General features: G+C 40.4%; 13 protein-coding genes. 9 read left to right on the top strand and 4 right to left on the bottom strand.

Features of this window, described 5'->3' with window-relative positions; translation table 11 throughout:
- Positions 1 to 23: 23 nt before the first annotated feature.
- From clpX to bolA, 4 genes are all read right to left on the bottom strand, one after another.
- Positions 24 to 1301 carry an ATP-dependent protease ATP-binding subunit ClpX gene (gene clpX / locus PSF42_RS04110; protein ID WP_094962144.1) on the bottom strand — a complete coding sequence of 426 codons (1278 nt, stop codon included), beginning with the start codon at positions 1299 to 1301 and terminating at the stop codon, positions 24 to 26.
- Positions 1302 to 1414: 113 nt separating this feature from the next.
- Positions 1415 to 2035, bottom strand: a complete 621-nt coding sequence (gene clpP, locus PSF42_RS04105) for an ATP-dependent Clp endopeptidase proteolytic subunit ClpP (protein ID WP_004905443.1) — start codon at positions 2033 to 2035, stop codon at positions 1415 to 1417.
- Positions 2036 to 2575: 540 nt separating this feature from the next.
- Positions 2576 to 3880, bottom strand: coding sequence for a trigger factor (gene tig, locus PSF42_RS04100; RefSeq protein ID WP_213912935.1), 1305 nt, complete (start codon positions 3878 to 3880; stop codon positions 2576 to 2578).
- Positions 3881 to 4232: 352 nt separating this feature from the next.
- Complete coding sequence (bolA, locus tag PSF42_RS04095) at positions 4233 to 4571, bottom strand: transcriptional regulator BolA (RefSeq protein WP_125891982.1); 339 nt, start codon at positions 4569 to 4571, stop codon at positions 4233 to 4235.
- Between the two features lie 239 nt (positions 4572 to 4810).
- Between bolA and PSF42_RS04090 the strand changes: the two genes are divergently transcribed.
- The 9 genes from PSF42_RS04090 to PSF42_RS04050 all read left to right on the top strand — a co-directional run bounded on the left by PSF42_RS04090 (position 4811) and on the right by PSF42_RS04050 (position 14971).
- Positions 4811 to 5392, top strand: coding sequence for a YajG family lipoprotein (locus PSF42_RS04090; RefSeq protein ID WP_125891981.1), 582 nt, complete (start codon positions 4811 to 4813; stop codon positions 5390 to 5392).
- Between the two features lie 128 nt (positions 5393 to 5520).
- Positions 5521 to 7023, top strand: coding sequence for a muropeptide MFS transporter AmpG (gene ampG / locus PSF42_RS04085; protein WP_125891980.1), 1503 nt, complete (start codon positions 5521 to 5523; stop codon positions 7021 to 7023).
- A gap of 280 nt (positions 7024 to 7303) precedes the next feature.
- The gene (locus PSF42_RS04080; protein WP_125891979.1) at positions 7304 to 8074 is read left to right on the top strand and encodes a nucleoside-specific channel-forming Tsx family protein; all 771 of its coding nucleotides are present in this window, start codon (positions 7304 to 7306) and stop codon (positions 8072 to 8074) included.
- A gap of 427 nt (positions 8075 to 8501) precedes the next feature.
- On the top strand, positions 8502 to 9473 hold the full coding sequence (gene cyoA / locus PSF42_RS04075) for a cytochrome o ubiquinol oxidase subunit II (protein ID WP_125891978.1): 972 nt from the start codon (positions 8502 to 8504) through the stop codon (positions 9471 to 9473).
- Between the two features lie 4 nt (positions 9474 to 9477).
- Positions 9478 to 11469, top strand: a complete 1992-nt coding sequence (gene cyoB, locus PSF42_RS04070; protein ID WP_036958554.1) for a cytochrome o ubiquinol oxidase subunit I — start codon at positions 9478 to 9480, stop codon at positions 11467 to 11469.
- Positions 11459 to 12073 (top strand): cytochrome o ubiquinol oxidase subunit III, encoded by a 615-nt coding sequence (locus PSF42_RS04065; protein WP_004905456.1) that lies wholly within the window; start codon positions 11459 to 11461, stop codon positions 12071 to 12073. The genes cyoB and PSF42_RS04065 overlap by 11 nt, the downstream gene beginning before the upstream one ends.
- Positions 12074 to 12406: a cytochrome o ubiquinol oxidase subunit IV gene (locus PSF42_RS04060; protein ID WP_125891977.1), complete on the top strand. Its 333-nt coding sequence runs from the start codon at positions 12074 to 12076 to the stop codon at positions 12404 to 12406.
- Positions 12407 to 12418: 12 nt separating this feature from the next.
- Complete coding sequence (gene cyoE, locus PSF42_RS04055; RefSeq protein ID WP_125891976.1) at positions 12419 to 13306, top strand: heme o synthase; 888 nt, start codon at positions 12419 to 12421, stop codon at positions 13304 to 13306.
- 303 nt (positions 13307 to 13609) lie between these two features.
- On the top strand, positions 13610 to 14971 hold the full coding sequence (locus tag PSF42_RS04050) for an MFS transporter (RefSeq protein WP_125891975.1): 1362 nt from the start codon (positions 13610 to 13612) through the stop codon (positions 14969 to 14971).
- Positions 14972 to 14975 lie beyond the last annotated feature (4 nt).

The raw sequence follows: 14975 nt of genomic DNA, 5'->3' as shown, positions 1-14975 counted from the left end.
ACTATTGAACGTTTTATATGGGATTAGTTATCGCCAGAAGCTTGAGCATCAGGTTTACTATAGATCAAAAGCGGCTCTGATTGTTCATTAATGACGTTTTCATCAACGACGACTTTTTCAACATCACTCATTGAAGGAAGATCATACATCGTATTCAACAATGCAGCTTCAACGATAGAACGTAAACCACGAGCTCCAGTTTTACGTGCCATTGCTTTCTTCGCGATGGCTTTTAACGCTTCCTCACGGAATTCAAGCTCAGTGTTTTCAAGACTAAATAAGGCTTGATATTGTTTCGTTAATGCATTTTTAGGTTCTTGCAGAATCTGAATCAGAGCTTCTTCACTTAATTCAGTTAATGTAGCTACAACAGGTAAACGACCAATAAATTCAGGAATCAAACCGAACTTAATTAAATCTTCTGGCTCGGCCTGAGTTAACAATTCGCCTTCTGTTGCTTTATCTGACTCACCTTTCACTTCTGCAGCAAAACCAATACCCGAGCGAGTATTTAAACGCTGACCGATCACTTTGTCGAGCCCTGCAAATGCCCCACCACAGATAAAGAGGATCTTTGAGGTATCAACCTGCAAGAACTCTTGCTGAGGGTGTTTACGTCCCCCTTGTGGCGGCACTGCTGCAACCGTTCCCTCGATTAGTTTCAGAAGTGCTTGTTGCACACCTTCCCCAGAAACGTCACGGGTAATTGATGGGTTATCTGATTTACGTGAAATTTTATCAATTTCATCGATGTACACGATACCACGTTGAGCTTTTTCAACATCGTAATCGCATTTTTGTAGTAATTTTTGAATGATATTTTCAACGTCTTCACCGACATAACCTGCTTCAGTTAATGTCGTTGCATCAGCCATTGTAAATGGTACATCCAAATAACGCGCTAACGTTTCAGCTAAAAGCGTTTTACCACTACCTGTTGGGCCAATTAGCAAAATATTACTTTTACCTAATTCAACGCCATCACTGGTTTTATCACCATTGCGTAAGCGTTTATAGTGGTTATATACCGCAACAGCTAAAACTTTCTTCGCTTTTTCCTGACCGATAACATAGTCGTCAAGATGCTGTCGAATTTCATGTGGTGTCGGCAGTTCACTACGCTCACGATGCGGCGTAAGTTCTTTTATTTCTTCACGGATGATATCGAGACATAAATCTACACATTCATCACAAATATAGACTGACGGACCGGCAATCAGCTTGCGCACTTCATGCTGACTTTTTCCGCAGAAAGAGCAGTAAAGCAGTTTTCCTGTCCCCTCTTTGCGTTTATCTGTCATCAGTTGACCTCACTTTTATCCATATTGTTTTGTTTTCGTTAATTTAAAAACAAAACAACGATTTTCTTTAAAATAGTTTATGGTATGAACTAATTATACCAAAAGTTAACCCATTAACGGCTACTATAAATTTGGTCGACTAAACCATATTCTTTTGCTTCATTTGCAGATAAGAAACGGTCACGCTCTGTGTCTCGAGTAATTTCTTCAATGGATTTACCTGTATGCAGAGCCATTAACTCGTTCATTCGAGATTTCACTTTAAGAATTTCTTGGGCGTGGATTTCGATATCTGACGCTTGGCCTTGATAACCCCCTAACGGTTGGTGGATCATCACGCGTGAATTTGGTAAGCAGAAACGTTTACCTTTGGTACCCGCCGTCAATAAAAAAGCCCCCATGGAACAAGCTTGCCCCATACAAATAGTACTTACATCAGGCTTGATAAACTGCATCGTATCGTAAATTGACATACCTGCGGTAATTACACCACCCGGTGAATTAATATACAAATGAATATCTTTTTCAGGGTTTTCTGCTTCAAGAAATAGCATCTGAGCGACGATTAAATTCGCCATATGGTCTTCCACTTGACCTGTCAGGAAGATAATACGTTCTTTTAATAGACGTGAGTAAATATCATACGAGCGCTCACCACGAGAAGTCTGCTCTATGACCATAGGCACAAGGGCCATTTGAGATGCTAATTGTTCCTGACTGCCAAAATGTGACATCGAAATCTCCTATTAAAAACGTTCTGGTGCTTGCGCCTAATTTGCTGTCTACCTGCTATTTTCAGCAGAGATCATGCCACAAACAACGGTTTTAAAAAATTCCTATGTCTGCAGGCTCTTTCAACCCTCTTACTCTTCTAGTTTAGCTAATATTTAACCAAATTACTGACGAAATAAGAAGAAAATGCAGCTATGTATGCTGCAGTAAACAAGACGCTCTTTAAAAGAGTTTAACACAAGTCTATTGGGTTACACGGAATTATACCATTAGAAAACCATACTTGATTTTCAAAGATGATGAAATAACTCAATTGCTCAATATCATCGTTTTCGACAATATTAAGCTATGCAAAATAGTTTAAATCGCTATTAAAGCCCCACTTAGACTACTCGAAGTATAGATAATATAATTAGGGTTTAAATGTGCTTTTCAAGGGTACCCGAATTAAATTCGCTAAAATGATAATTTAAAGGCTTTAATTGACAAAAAACCCGTAGTAGCACACCACGGGTTTTATTATTTTGCACAGCAAGAAAAAATTAACCTGCTTGAACTTGGTTCATCAGTTCAGTGAAGTTAGTTTCTTTTTCTGTCACTTTAGCAACAGCTAATACTGTTTCAACCGCTTGTTCTTCTAAAGCTAAGTTACGAACACTGTTCATCAGCTCTTCGTTTTTGCTGTAGTATTCGATAACTTCAGATGGATCTTCATACGCAGAAGCCATTTCTTCGATCAGCGCTTTAACACGATCTTCGTCAGCTTTCAGTTCGTTTTTGTTGATCACTTCACCTAACAGTAGACCGATCACTACGCGACGTTTTGCTTGTTCTTCAAACAGTTCACGAGGTAATTCCATCGCTTGTTTTTCGTCACCGCCAAAGCGTTGTGCCGCTTGACGACGCAGAACATCAATCTCGCCATCAACAACTGCTGCTGGTACTTCGATGTCGTTAGCTTTGATTAAGCCATCCAGAACTTGGGCTTTAACACGGTTACGCACAGCATTTTTCAGCTCACGCTCCATGTTTTTACGTACTTCAGCACGCAGGCCATCTAAAGAGCCATCAGCGATACCAAAACGCTTGATGAATTCTTCAGTGAACTCAGGCAGTTCACGCTGTTCTACTTTCTTCAGAACGATAGCAAATTTCGCCGCTTTACCTTTCAGGTTTTCAGCATGGTAGTCTTCTGGGAAGTTAACTTCGATATCGAATTCTTCACCCGCTTTATGACCCACAACACCTTCTTCGAAACCTGGGATCATACGACCTTCGCCCATAACGAGTGCGAAATCTTCTGCTTTGCCGCCTTCGAATTCTTCACCATCGATAGAACCGGTAAAGTTGATAGTGATGCGAGAGTCAGACTCTGCTGGCGCTTCAACTTCTTTCCACTGCGCTTGTTGCTTACGCAGAGTTTCTAACATGTTTTCCAGATCTTCGTCTTTTACAGAAACGGCTGGTTTTTCAACTTCGATAGTTTCTAAACCTGCTAATTCGATTTCTGGGTAAACTTCGAATTCAACTGAATACACAAAATCTTTACCATCTTCGAGTTGCTCTGGCTTGTAGCTAGGTGCACCCGCTGGATTGATTTTTTGCTCAATAATTGCGTTGATGAAGTTACGTTGCATTACATCGCCCAGAACGTCTTGCATAACAGACGCACCGTAACGCTGTTTAACGATGTTCATTGGTACTTTTCCTTTACGGAAACCATCAACACGTACTTTTTTAGCAACACTAACTAATTCGCTATTAACTGCTTTTTCAATATCAGTGGCAGGAACGGTGATTGTTACACGACGCCCAAGGCCTTGAGTCGTTTCAACAGAAACTTGCATCTTCTTACCTCAAAATAAATCTTAGTGATCGGTCTACTCCAGAGTTATGCCATTAAATCATAACGGCTGTCTCCCTTCCAGAACCGGGGGCGTTACTTTCGTAACGGTCAATCCCTGATATCAGAAGCGTCCCGAAACCTTACTGAAAATTAGACGCAGCATTATACCGATGCATGCGCCCTGAGTCGAGAAAAGCTGAGAAAAGAAGCGTTTTTTCCTCTTTATTTGTGACTTTTCTGACTAAATTTTTTGTTTTTTCGCCTAAATTGAAGAAAAAACATTCACCAAACCCATTATTAAGCATGGCTGATTATGTAAAGAATCGTCTCAGTGCATTACCTGAAACAACGAATTATCGATTAATACCACCTACACCACGACAAGCCGGCGATTTTAATGCTGTATCAGCAAGCTCATTCCATTCTTGTTGTGTATATGTATGCAAAGCAAGGGCATGGATCCCCCCTGATAATTCGTCCGCTAAAATAGCATAAATTTCACGATGACGGGCAAGCATTCGTTTATTTTCAAATTTATCGCTCACTAAAATAACTTTGAAATGGCTTTCAGACCCGGGTAACACATTGTGTTGATGACTTTCATTAATCACCTCCAAATGTGTCGGTTCAAAAGCAGCTTGTAATTTTTGAATCACAAGAGATTGCATACTTTGAGCTGCATTAGCGCCCATAAAATGCTCCTTAATTAAAAATTATGCTCAGAGGCAATATTGTACGCATTGATTATTGCTATCTTCTATATCCGATAATAACTTGCCAATGTTATGATAGCGGCACGTTGATGCGAATTTTTTCAAAAATTGTTGTCTAACAGTTTAGGATAAATAAGCCGCTAAGCTTTATATTGAACGACGGCTACCCGCACCATAACGAAACATTTTCAATTAGGAAAGATGAACTGGAAAAAATTATGTTAAGAAAACTGTGTTTTCCACTTTTAGGGTTATTTCTTCTTGCTGGTTGTGCAACCAGCAGCAATACATTATCACTAGAGCCTAAGATAACTTTACCGGCAAAAAACCCGACGTTGAATGCGACGTCAATTAGTGTGAGCAGTGTAGATAATCGTACAAATAAATCCTTAGCAGAGGTCAATCGTAATGGTAGTTTAGTGGTACTAAATCCTTCTCGTGATCCTCGCTATCTCATGCAAGAAGCTGTCGAAAAACAAATGGCGGCTCGTGGGTTTATGGTGACATCACCGGCAAATGTAAATCTCGTCGTTCAATTGAATAAACTCGATACCAAAGTAAATGAAGGCAGCCTACGCCATAATATCACTGTAAACTCCAGTGTGAGTATTATTGCAACGGCGCCAAATGGTTCGACAAAAACACGTTCATTTACCCGTAATTTCAATACACAAGAATTATTGGCTGCTAATAATGCCAAGATAGAAACAGCGATCAACAGCGCATTAACTGATTTAATTGCAGATATGGCAGCAGACCAAGAAATCACCGATTTTATCAGACAAAATTCACGCTATTAACTGAGCAATCATTATCATTAAGTATTAAGCTACTTAAGCTCTCATTAAGAGGGCTTGGGTAGCATAGCGCAGCTAATACTTCTGCAGCGCAATGTATTGCGCAATATAACACTGGCTTAGAGGGAATAATGCCTCGTTTTACTCTACCAAATAACATCACTTTAATCCTTTTAGGCTTTGTTTCCGGTCTACCTTTAGCTTTAACTGCAGGTACATTACAAGCTTGGCTAACCGTTGAAAATGTCGATATTAAAACCATTGGTTTCTTTTCATTGGTTGGGCAGGCTTATGTATTGAAATTTCTTTGGTCCCCAATGATGGATCGCTACACTCCACCCTTTCTTGGCCGCCGAAGAGGATGGCTATTAACTACACAAATTCTGTTGATTATCAGTATTGCCGCAATGGGCTTTATGAACCCCTCAGAACATTTGTGGTATCTGGCTGCGCTAGCCGTTACTGTTGCATTTTGTTCAGCCTCACAAGATATTGTTTTTGATGCTTATAAAACTGATTTACTCAGTGCTGAAGAACGCGGAATTGGTGCGGCAACCTCCGTTATGGGGTACCGGATCAGCATGCTCGTTTCTGGTGGGCTTGCACTTTGGCTAGCGGATAAGTTTTTAACGTGGAAACAACTTTATTTAGTTATGGCAGGGTTGATGATTATCGGTGTTATCGCAACATTGCTCGCAAAAGAACCTGAAGAGAGCGGTGCTGCGCCAACCTCGCTAAAAAAAGCGATTTACGAGCCACTTGCTGAATTTTTTAGCCGGAACAATGCATGGCTAATCTTACTTCTGTTAGTTTTTTACAAACTCGGTGACGCCTTTGTCATGGCGCTCAACACCAACTTTCTATTAAATGCGCTTGGCTTTAGTTTAAGTGAAGTAGGCACCGTCAATAAAACTGTGGGTATGGCAGCAACTATAGTTGGGGCATTACTTGGTGGTTACCTAATGAAAAATATGAGCTTATTTAAAGCTCTATTTATTTTTGGGCTTCTACAAGGCGGCTCTAATATCGGATATTGGTTCTTAGCGATAACCCCACCTAATATCTTAACCATGGGGTCGATTATATTTCTAGAAAATATCTTCTCTGGAATGGGAACTGCTGCGTTTGTCGCCCTCTTAATGACATTATGTAACAAGTCGTTATCTGCAACACAGTTTGCACTTCTTTCTGCTCTTTCTGCTGTTGGCCGTGTTTACATTGGCCCAGTCGCGAGTATTTTTGTCAGTAACTATGGCTGGCCACTTTTCTACCTTATTTCGATCGCGGTTGCTGTTCCTGGCGTTTTGCTTTTATTAGCTTGCCGAACATCCTTAATTTACACACAAACAACAGGGCTATTTCAACGACGTCAATTGTACACTAGAGGCTATCGTATTGCCGTATATGCACTTATTACTGCCGTAAGCTGCCTTGCTATTTGGCTACTCTCATTACTTGTATTTTCATTTAGTGATATGAGAATTTATTTATTTACGACACAAATTGAATTTTGGCTGAGCTTGCCTCATTACCAAAACCTCATCTTTAATACAGGTATTAGCATTGGTGCTATCAGTTTAGTTATTGGTGGTAGTTTGGATTTCCTCGCCGTCCGTAAAACAGTACAACAATAACCCTTTCTATACATTAACACATTAACTTATTCACCTCGAAATTCCCTAAGTAAAGTTTATTTATTTAGGGAATTTGATCTTTACTACAAATCAGTTCCAAATAACAAAACAAACTAAAATCATCAAAAAATCGTGATTAAGATCACTTTGTTCGTGTAAAATATTTCTTAATTGCAATTTTCAAGCCTAATATATCACAAGTTACAAATAGGTTAATTAAAGTGTTAACAACTAGCAAACTGCTAAACCTCATCAATTATTAAGCGAAGATAATCTATCTATGAAAAAAATCATTTACATTACCGCCTTAATCTCTCTAGCAGGTACAGCATACTCTGACGATATTATTGGCTATAAAAATGGCTTTGCTGATGTCAATATAAACTATTTAGATTGGTCACATCGCACTGAAACCAAAACAGAAAAAACGACACGTAAAAAAGATTTTGCCTATATTGAACTTGAAGGTGGGGCCAATTTTAATTGGGGTGAGTTATATGGTTTTTTTGATCTCGAAAATCCATTCCACAGCCAACATACCGATTCAGGGCGGAATAAACGTTATACAATTAAAACAACAGGCCGCTTTTACTTAGGTGACACTGGTTTTAACTTATATGGACACGTTTATGGTACTTGGTCATTACCGGGAGCCAAGTATGGTGGTAATTTCCACGATGTGAACACCTTATATGGTATTGGTTATAACACTGCATTCGGTGACTTATGGTTTAAGCCTTTTATTGCTCTTAATTACACCGATCAGACATTCTATTCTGGTAATAATGGATATGTCGCAGGTTGGGTAGCCGGTTATAATTTCAGCGCATTCGAAGAAAATTTCATGATAACAAACTGGCATGAAATGGAGTTTGCTAGGAACAAACGCTATAACGGCGGTAAGAGTAATGGCATAAATGGCGCTCTTGCTTTTTGGTGGAATGCCACAAATCATGTTTCTGCAGGGGTACAATACCGCTATGCAGATAATAAATTAGGGGATACCTTCTATCAGGATGCAATCATTTATACATTAAAGTACACATTTTAATTCGATATAGAAAACTGGAACAAAATTTAACAAATTTCTTTTTTCTATCAGTAAAATAAAATTTTTTTTTATCATTTGGCCGATAAAGCAACTAAAATAGCTTTATCGGCACTAAAAACTGTAATTTCCCTTAGCATATTGCTAATCATTTATATCAGTTTCCCTCTTTTTTTATTTCTTTTGTATATATTTTTCTTTGAAAAATTACCAAGATAATTTAGTATTAATAGAGTTTTATCAACACATACTTATAATTCGTATCAATTTTAACTTTTTGTTTATAAGTTCATTACATGTGATCATATTAACATAAAGAGCTAACAATTCAGTTTCTTTGCCTTACAATCATTTACACTCGCATAACCTTACCGTAAAATGCCCGCACTGATGAAACGACAATTAGAATCTTTGTCATTTGGGGTCGTGGATGAGACTTATGAACTACAAAAAAAGCATCGGAGCAATCTCACTTGTTGTAGCTACCTTACTATTAGGTGGTTGCGATATGGTGTTGATGGATCCAAAAGGCGCCGTTGGCGTTAAACAAAAAGAGCTAATTCTTATTGCAATTGGCTTAATGCTACTTGTTGTTATTCCTGTTATTTTCATGACGATTATCTTCGCAAGAAAATACCGTGAATCCAACACGTCAGCAACCTACCGTCCTAATTGGGCTCACTCAAATAAAATTGAGTTAGTCTGCTGGACTGTTCCTATCATCATTATCATTATTCTAGGTACTATTACTTGGAAAACGACACATGAGCTGGACCCGTATCAGCCATTAGTAAGTGATCAGGAACCCGTCACGATTGAAGTTATTTCTGCTGACTGGAAATGGATATTTATTTATCCAGAGCAAGGCATTGCAACAGTTAATGAAATCGCATTCCCTACCGGTGTGCCAGTTAACTTCAAAATCACGTCAGATTCGGTGATGAATTCATTCTTCATTCCATCTTTAGGTGGGCAAATCTACGCGATGGCGGGTATGCAAACAAAACTTCACTTAATCGCTAACGAACCAGGCACTTATAAAGGCTTCTCTGCAAGCTATAGTGGCCACGGCTTCTCTGATATGAAGTTCAATGCAATTGCAACTCCTGACCGTCAAGGTTTTGATGAGTGGGTACAAAAGGTGAAAGCTTCTCCTAAAACAATGGACACCATGCAGGCATTTGACGAAGTCGCTAAGCCAAGCATGAACGTTCCTGTTACCTACTTCTCTAGCGTGAAGCCTAAACTTTATGAAGATATCGTTCTGAAGTTTGGTCATGAGCACCATAAAGGTCACGCTCCTGTAGAAAATCAAAGTCATTCAATGACTGACCATAACAATGCTACAGGTAATTCAATGCAAATGAGCCATAGCGCTCATGCAGCTGGCGCTGAGGAATAAGGGCATGTTCGGAAAATTAACACTAGATGCAATTCCGCTCCATGAGCCGATTATCGTTGTCACATTGATTGCTATTGTCCTTGGTGGGCTTGGCCTAGTTGGTGTGATTTCTTACTTTGGTAAATGGAAGTGGTTGTGGAAAGAATGGTTAACCTCTGTTGACCATAAGAAAATTGGTGTCATGTACATCATTGTAGCGATGGTCATGTTATTCCGTGGCTTCGCTGATGCTATCATGATGCGTGGGCAGCAAGTTCTTGCATCTGCTGGCCAAGAGGGCTTCTTAAATCCTCATCACTATGACCAAATCTTTACTGCGCACGGCGTTATCATGATTTTCTTCATGGCAACCCCATTCGTTGTTGGTCTGATGAACTTAGTTGTGCCTCTGCAAATTGGTGCACGTGATGTTGCGTTCCCATTCCTGAACTCATTGAGTTTCTGGTTCTTTGTTGTGGGTGTTGTGTTAATCAACATCTCCCTAGGGGTTGGTGAATTCGCACAGACTGGTTGGTTGGCTTATCCGCCATTATCCGGCTTGGAGTACAACCCTGGGGTCGGGGTCGATTACTGGCTTTGGAGTCTCCAGATATCCGGTATTGGTACACTATTAACAGGGGTTAACTTCATCGCGACTATTATCCGTATGCGTACACCGGGAATGTCGATGATGAAAATGCCTGTATTCAGCTGGGCTGCGTTATGTACTAACGTATTGATTGTTGCTGCTTTCCCTATCTTAACCGTCACATTAACGCTTCTGACGTTAGACCGTTATTTAGGCACCCATTTCTTTACTAATGATATGGGCGGCAACATGATGATGTACATCAACCTGATTTGGGCTTGGGGTCACCCTGAGGTGTATATCCTTGTTCTCCCAGTATTCGGTGTATTCTCTGAAGTTGCAGCGACCTTCTCGAAAAAACGTTTATTCGGTTATACCTCATTAGTTTGGGCTACAATCGTTATTACCGTTATGTCGTTCATCGTTTGGTTGCACCACTTCTTTACGATGGGTTCAGGCGCGAACGTTAACGCCTTCTTTGGTATCGCCACAATGATTATCGCAATCCCTACAGGGGTTAAGATCTTCAACTGGTTGTTTACCATGTACCAAGGCCGTATCGAGTTTAAATCACCTATGCTGTGGACTATCGGTTTCATCATCACCTTCTCTGTTGGTGGTATGACTGGTGTTCTGCTTGCTGTTCCAGGTGCAAACTTCGTTCTGCATAACAGTCTATTCCTGATTGCTCACTTCCATAACGTTATCATTGGTGGTGTTGTATTCGGGTGCTTCGCGGGTATGACTTACTGGTTCCCGAAAGCATATGGCTTCACACTAAATGAGAAATGGGGTGTTCGTGCCTTCTGGTTCTGGATCATCGGTTTCTTCTTAGCCTTTATGCCACTGTATATTCTTGGCTTTATGGGTATGACCCGTCGTTTAAGTCAAAATATTGACCCGACTTACCACACAATGTTAGTGGTTGCTGCAGGCGGTGCTGCGTTAATCGCCATCGGTATTGCATGCCAAGTTATCCAAATCATTGTGAGTATCCGCGACCGTCATGAAAACCGTGATTTAACCGGTGACCCATGGGGTGGACGTACACTTGAGTGGGCAACATCTTCTCCACCACCTTTCTATAACTTTGCGATTGAACCACACGTTCAAACCCGCGATGCATGGTGGGATCTGAAAGAGAAAGGCCTTGCTCATAAGAAACCAACTTCATATGAAGAAATTCATATGCCGAAAAACACAGGCGCAGGCGTTATTATCGCTGCATTTAGCTTGGTTTTAGGTTTCGCAATGATCTGGCACATCTGGTGGCTCGCAATCATTGGTTTCGGTGGAATGATCGTAACTTGGATTGCAAAAAGCTTCGACGAAGATGTTGATTACTACGTACCTGTGGCTGAAATCGAAGAAATCGAGAATAAGCACTTTGAAGAATTGCGTAAGGCAGGTGTGAACGATGTCAACTAATACAATGACTAACCAAAATATCGCCCATGCTGAGCATGGGCACCACGATGCAGGTGGAACAAAAGTATTCGGTTTCTGGCTCTACATCATGAGCGACTTGATTCTGTTTGCTTGTTTGTTCGCCACCTATGTTGTTTTGGCCGATGGAACTGCTGGCGGACCTGCTGGTAAAGATATCTTCAGTCTGAAGTTCGTATTAGGCGAAACCTTCTTACTGTTAGTAAGTAGTATTACTTATGGCTTCGCAATGATAGCGATGCATAAAGGTAAGATAGCTGCTGTTAACTTATGGCTGTTCGCAACGTTTCTGTTAGGTCTAGGCTTCGTCATCATGGAAATCTATGAGTTCCATGAATTGATTGCAGAAGGCTTTGGTCCTGACCGTAGCGGTTTCTTATCTGGTTTCTTCGCACTCGTTGCGACTCACGGTCTACACGTAACTGCGGGCCTGATCTGGATTATTATCATGATGATCCAAGTTACTCGCCGTGGTCTAACTGATGTCAACAAAACACGTTTAAACTGCCTAAGCCTGTTCTGGCACTTCTTAGACGTTGTGTGGATTTGTGTATTTACCGTTGTTTATCTTCTGGGGGCTATTTAAATGAGTCATGCAAAAGATGCTCACACTGGAGCAAGCCACGGTAGCGTAAAAACATACCTGATTGGCTTTATTCTATCAGTTATCCTGACAGTGATCCCTTTCTGGATGGTGATGGAAGGTACGGCGTCAACCTCAGCAATTCTTTGGGTTGTAGTGGGCATGGCCGTTGTGCAAATTCTAGTTCATTTGGTTTGTTTCTTACATATGAATACATCATCAGATGAGCGCTGGAATTTAGTTGCCTTCCTGTTCACGATGCTAATTATTGGTATCGTGGTCATTGGCTCGCTGTGGATTATGTACAACCTGAACATCAATATGATGCTCGACTAAAGAGTTGCCGATATGTTTAAGCAATACCTGCAAGTGACCAAACCAGGAATTATATTCGGAAACTTGATTTCTGTGATCGGTGGTTTTTTATTGGCTTCAAAAGGGTCAATTGATTACCCACTGTTCGTTGCGACTTTACTGGGTGTATCGCTGGTCGTGGCTTCTGGTTGTGTATTTAACAACTACATCGACCGTGATATCGACCGTATCATGGAAAGAACGAAGAATCGCCCTTTAGTTAAAGGGCTGATTGACCCGAAAGTTAGCCTGATTTACGCTGCTGCATTAGGTATTGCTGGTATGGTGCTGCTACTTGTAGCAGCCAATGCGCTGGCAATGCTGCTTGCAGTTATCGGCTTCATTGTTTATGTAGGTATTTATAGCCTATATATGAAGCGTAAATCCGTTTATGGCACGCTGATTGGCAGCCTTTCAGGCGCGGCACCACCGGTTATCGGTTACTGCGCGGTTACAAATGAATTCGATATGGGTGCACTTATCCTATTGTTGATATTCAGTTTGTGGCAGATGCCTCATTCTTATGCCATTGCTATCTTCCGCTTTAAGGATTATAAAGCCGCAAACATTCCAGTGTTACCGGTTATTAAAGGAATTTCAGTCGCGAAGACACATATTTTCCTGTATATCCTAGCGTTTATGGTCGCAACATTGATGTTAGCTATCAGTGGATACGCGGGCTATAAGTACCTCGTCGTAGGTGCAGCAGTCAGCTTATGGTGGCTAGGTATGGCAATTTCGGGCTTCAAAACCGAAAATGACGACCGAGTCTGGGCTAGAAAACTGTTCATTTTCTCAATCGTAGCAATTACTTCATTGAGTGTAATGATGTCAGTTGATCCTATCGTTTCAAGCGATACTGTTATAGCTCTCGTCAGATAACTTATCTGTTTACTGATGATAACAATATCTAAACGGCGGGCCTTCCCCGCCGTTTTTTATTTGTCTCTAACTGCTTTTACAACTCACTTTTACTTATTCTGCCTATCCTTATGAATCTATTTTATGGTTAAATAGCCCCTTGCTATTTATAAGCTAGATATAAAATGCACTATTAGAAATGCTAATGGATTGATAGTACAAACATATCACCACAACGTAACACAAATTTATTGTGCTACCAGTATGCGACCTAAGTAGCCAAGAGAGCCAACACCGCTACCGCACGAAATATGAAGAATAAAAATGAATGATAACAAAATGACGTCCGCAGAGCTTAGATCCACTTGGGGGTTAGGCTCAGTTTTTTCCTTGCGAATGCTGGGAATGTTTATGGTATTACCTATTTTGACGAGCTATGGAATGCATTTACAAGGAGCTAGCGAGTTCTTAGTGGGTGTCGCTATTGGTATCTATGGCCTTAGCCAAGCTATTTTCCAAATCCCTTTTGGCTTGATGTCAGACAAAATTGGCAGAAAGCCTTTAATTATTATTGGATTAGTTATTTTTATTATCGGAAGTATCGTTGCAGCATTAAGCGATTCAATTTGGGGAATTATTATTGGGCGTGCTTTACAAGGTGCCGGTGCCATTTCAGCTGCCGTCATGGCACTACTTTCCGACCTAACTCGAGAGCAAAATCGAACTAAAGCCATGGCATTTCTAGGTATTAGTTTCGGTTTAACTTTTGCTATAGCGCTAGTACTGGGTCCAATTCTCACCAACCTGATTGGTTTAAGTGGTCTATTTTGGGGAATAGCACTACTTGCAGTTGGTGCTATTGCAGTGACTGTTTTTGTTGTTCCTAATACTAATACTCATATCTTAAATCGTGAATCTGCATTTGTGCAAAGTAATTTAAAAACCGTTTTAATGCACCCACAGTTACTCAAATTAAATATAGGGATCCTCTGCTTACATACCCTATTGATGTCCAGTTTTGTTGCTTTACCTCTTATCATGACTGACTCTGGCTTTTTAGCGAAAGACCATTGGAAAGCTTATTTGATTACGATGTTAATCGCCTTTGTAACAGTACTTCCTTTTATTATTTATGCGGAAAAACACCGCAAAATGAAACAGGTTTTCTTATTTTGCATTATCGTTTTAGCATTAGCTGAAATTACCTTATGGCTTTCTGGTAGTCACTTATGGGTGATTTTCCTCGGTATTCAACTCTTTTTTATTGCTTTCAATATCATGGAAGCCATTTTACCGTCACTAATCAGTAAAGAGGCACCTGCAGGCTATAAAGGAACAGCCATGGGAGTTTACTCCACCAGCCAGTTTTTAGGTGTTGCCATTGGTGGTATTGTCGGTGGGTGGTTGTACAGTTTTGAAGGGGCTGGTACCGTTTTTATTGGTGGTTTAATTTTAACCGTCATCTGGTTTATCATTAGTCTGACCATGCAGCAGCCTCCTTATGTCAGCAGTATTCGTATTGAATTACCCAACCATATTGGAGATACAAGAGGCCTTGAGAAAAAATTACAAGCTCAAGAAGGGGTGATGGAAGCGCTTGTCGTTGACGAGGAATTTAGTGCTTATGTTAAAGTTGATAGAAAAATCATTAATCGAGAGCAACTTGAAATATTAATAAATCAGTAAAAAT

Source organism: Providencia sp. PROV032, from assembly GCF_028484875.1.
In the GTDB taxonomy this organism is placed as follows: domain Bacteria; phylum Pseudomonadota; class Gammaproteobacteria; order Enterobacterales; family Enterobacteriaceae; genus Providencia; species Providencia rettgeri_E.
The sequence above is the reverse complement of the archived record's forward strand: the minus strand, read 5'-3'. Positions and strand labels throughout refer to the sequence as shown.

What these genes read in the sequence shown, in the direction of transcription:
- PSF42_RS04050 (WP_125891975.1), top strand. Translation starts at nt 13,610, where the DNA reads ATGAATGATAACAAAATGACGTCCGCAGAGCTTAGATCCACTTGGGGG.
- clpP (WP_004905443.1), bottom strand. Translation starts at nt 2,035, where the DNA reads ATGTCACATTTTGGCAGTCAGGAACAATTAGCATCTCAAATGGCCCTT.
- clpX (WP_094962144.1), bottom strand. Translation starts at nt 1,301, where the DNA reads ATGACAGATAAACGCAAAGAGGGGACAGGAAAACTGCTTTACTGCTCT.
- PSF42_RS04080 (WP_125891979.1), top strand. Translation starts at nt 7,304, where the DNA reads ATGAAAAAAATCATTTACATTACCGCCTTAATCTCTCTAGCAGGTACA.
- cyoA (WP_125891978.1), top strand. Translation starts at nt 8,502, where the DNA reads ATGAGACTTATGAACTACAAAAAAAGCATCGGAGCAATCTCACTTGTT.
- PSF42_RS04060 (WP_125891977.1), top strand. Translation starts at nt 12,074, where the DNA reads ATGAGTCATGCAAAAGATGCTCACACTGGAGCAAGCCACGGTAGCGTA.
- cyoE (WP_125891976.1), top strand. Translation starts at nt 12,419, where the DNA reads ATGTTTAAGCAATACCTGCAAGTGACCAAACCAGGAATTATATTCGGA.
- tig (WP_213912935.1), bottom strand. Translation starts at nt 3,880, where the DNA reads ATGCAAGTTTCTGTTGAAACGACTCAAGGCCTTGGGCGTCGTGTAACA.
- ampG (WP_125891980.1), top strand. Translation starts at nt 5,521, where the DNA reads ATGCCTCGTTTTACTCTACCAAATAACATCACTTTAATCCTTTTAGGC.
- cyoB (WP_036958554.1), top strand. Translation starts at nt 9,478, where the DNA reads ATGTTCGGAAAATTAACACTAGATGCAATTCCGCTCCATGAGCCGATT.
- PSF42_RS04090 (WP_125891981.1), top strand. Translation starts at nt 4,811, where the DNA reads ATGTTAAGAAAACTGTGTTTTCCACTTTTAGGGTTATTTCTTCTTGCT.
- bolA (WP_125891982.1), bottom strand. Translation starts at nt 4,571, where the DNA reads ATGGGCGCTAATGCAGCTCAAAGTATGCAATCTCTTGTGATTCAAAAA.
- PSF42_RS04065 (WP_004905456.1), top strand. Translation starts at nt 11,459, where the DNA reads ATGTCAACTAATACAATGACTAACCAAAATATCGCCCATGCTGAGCAT.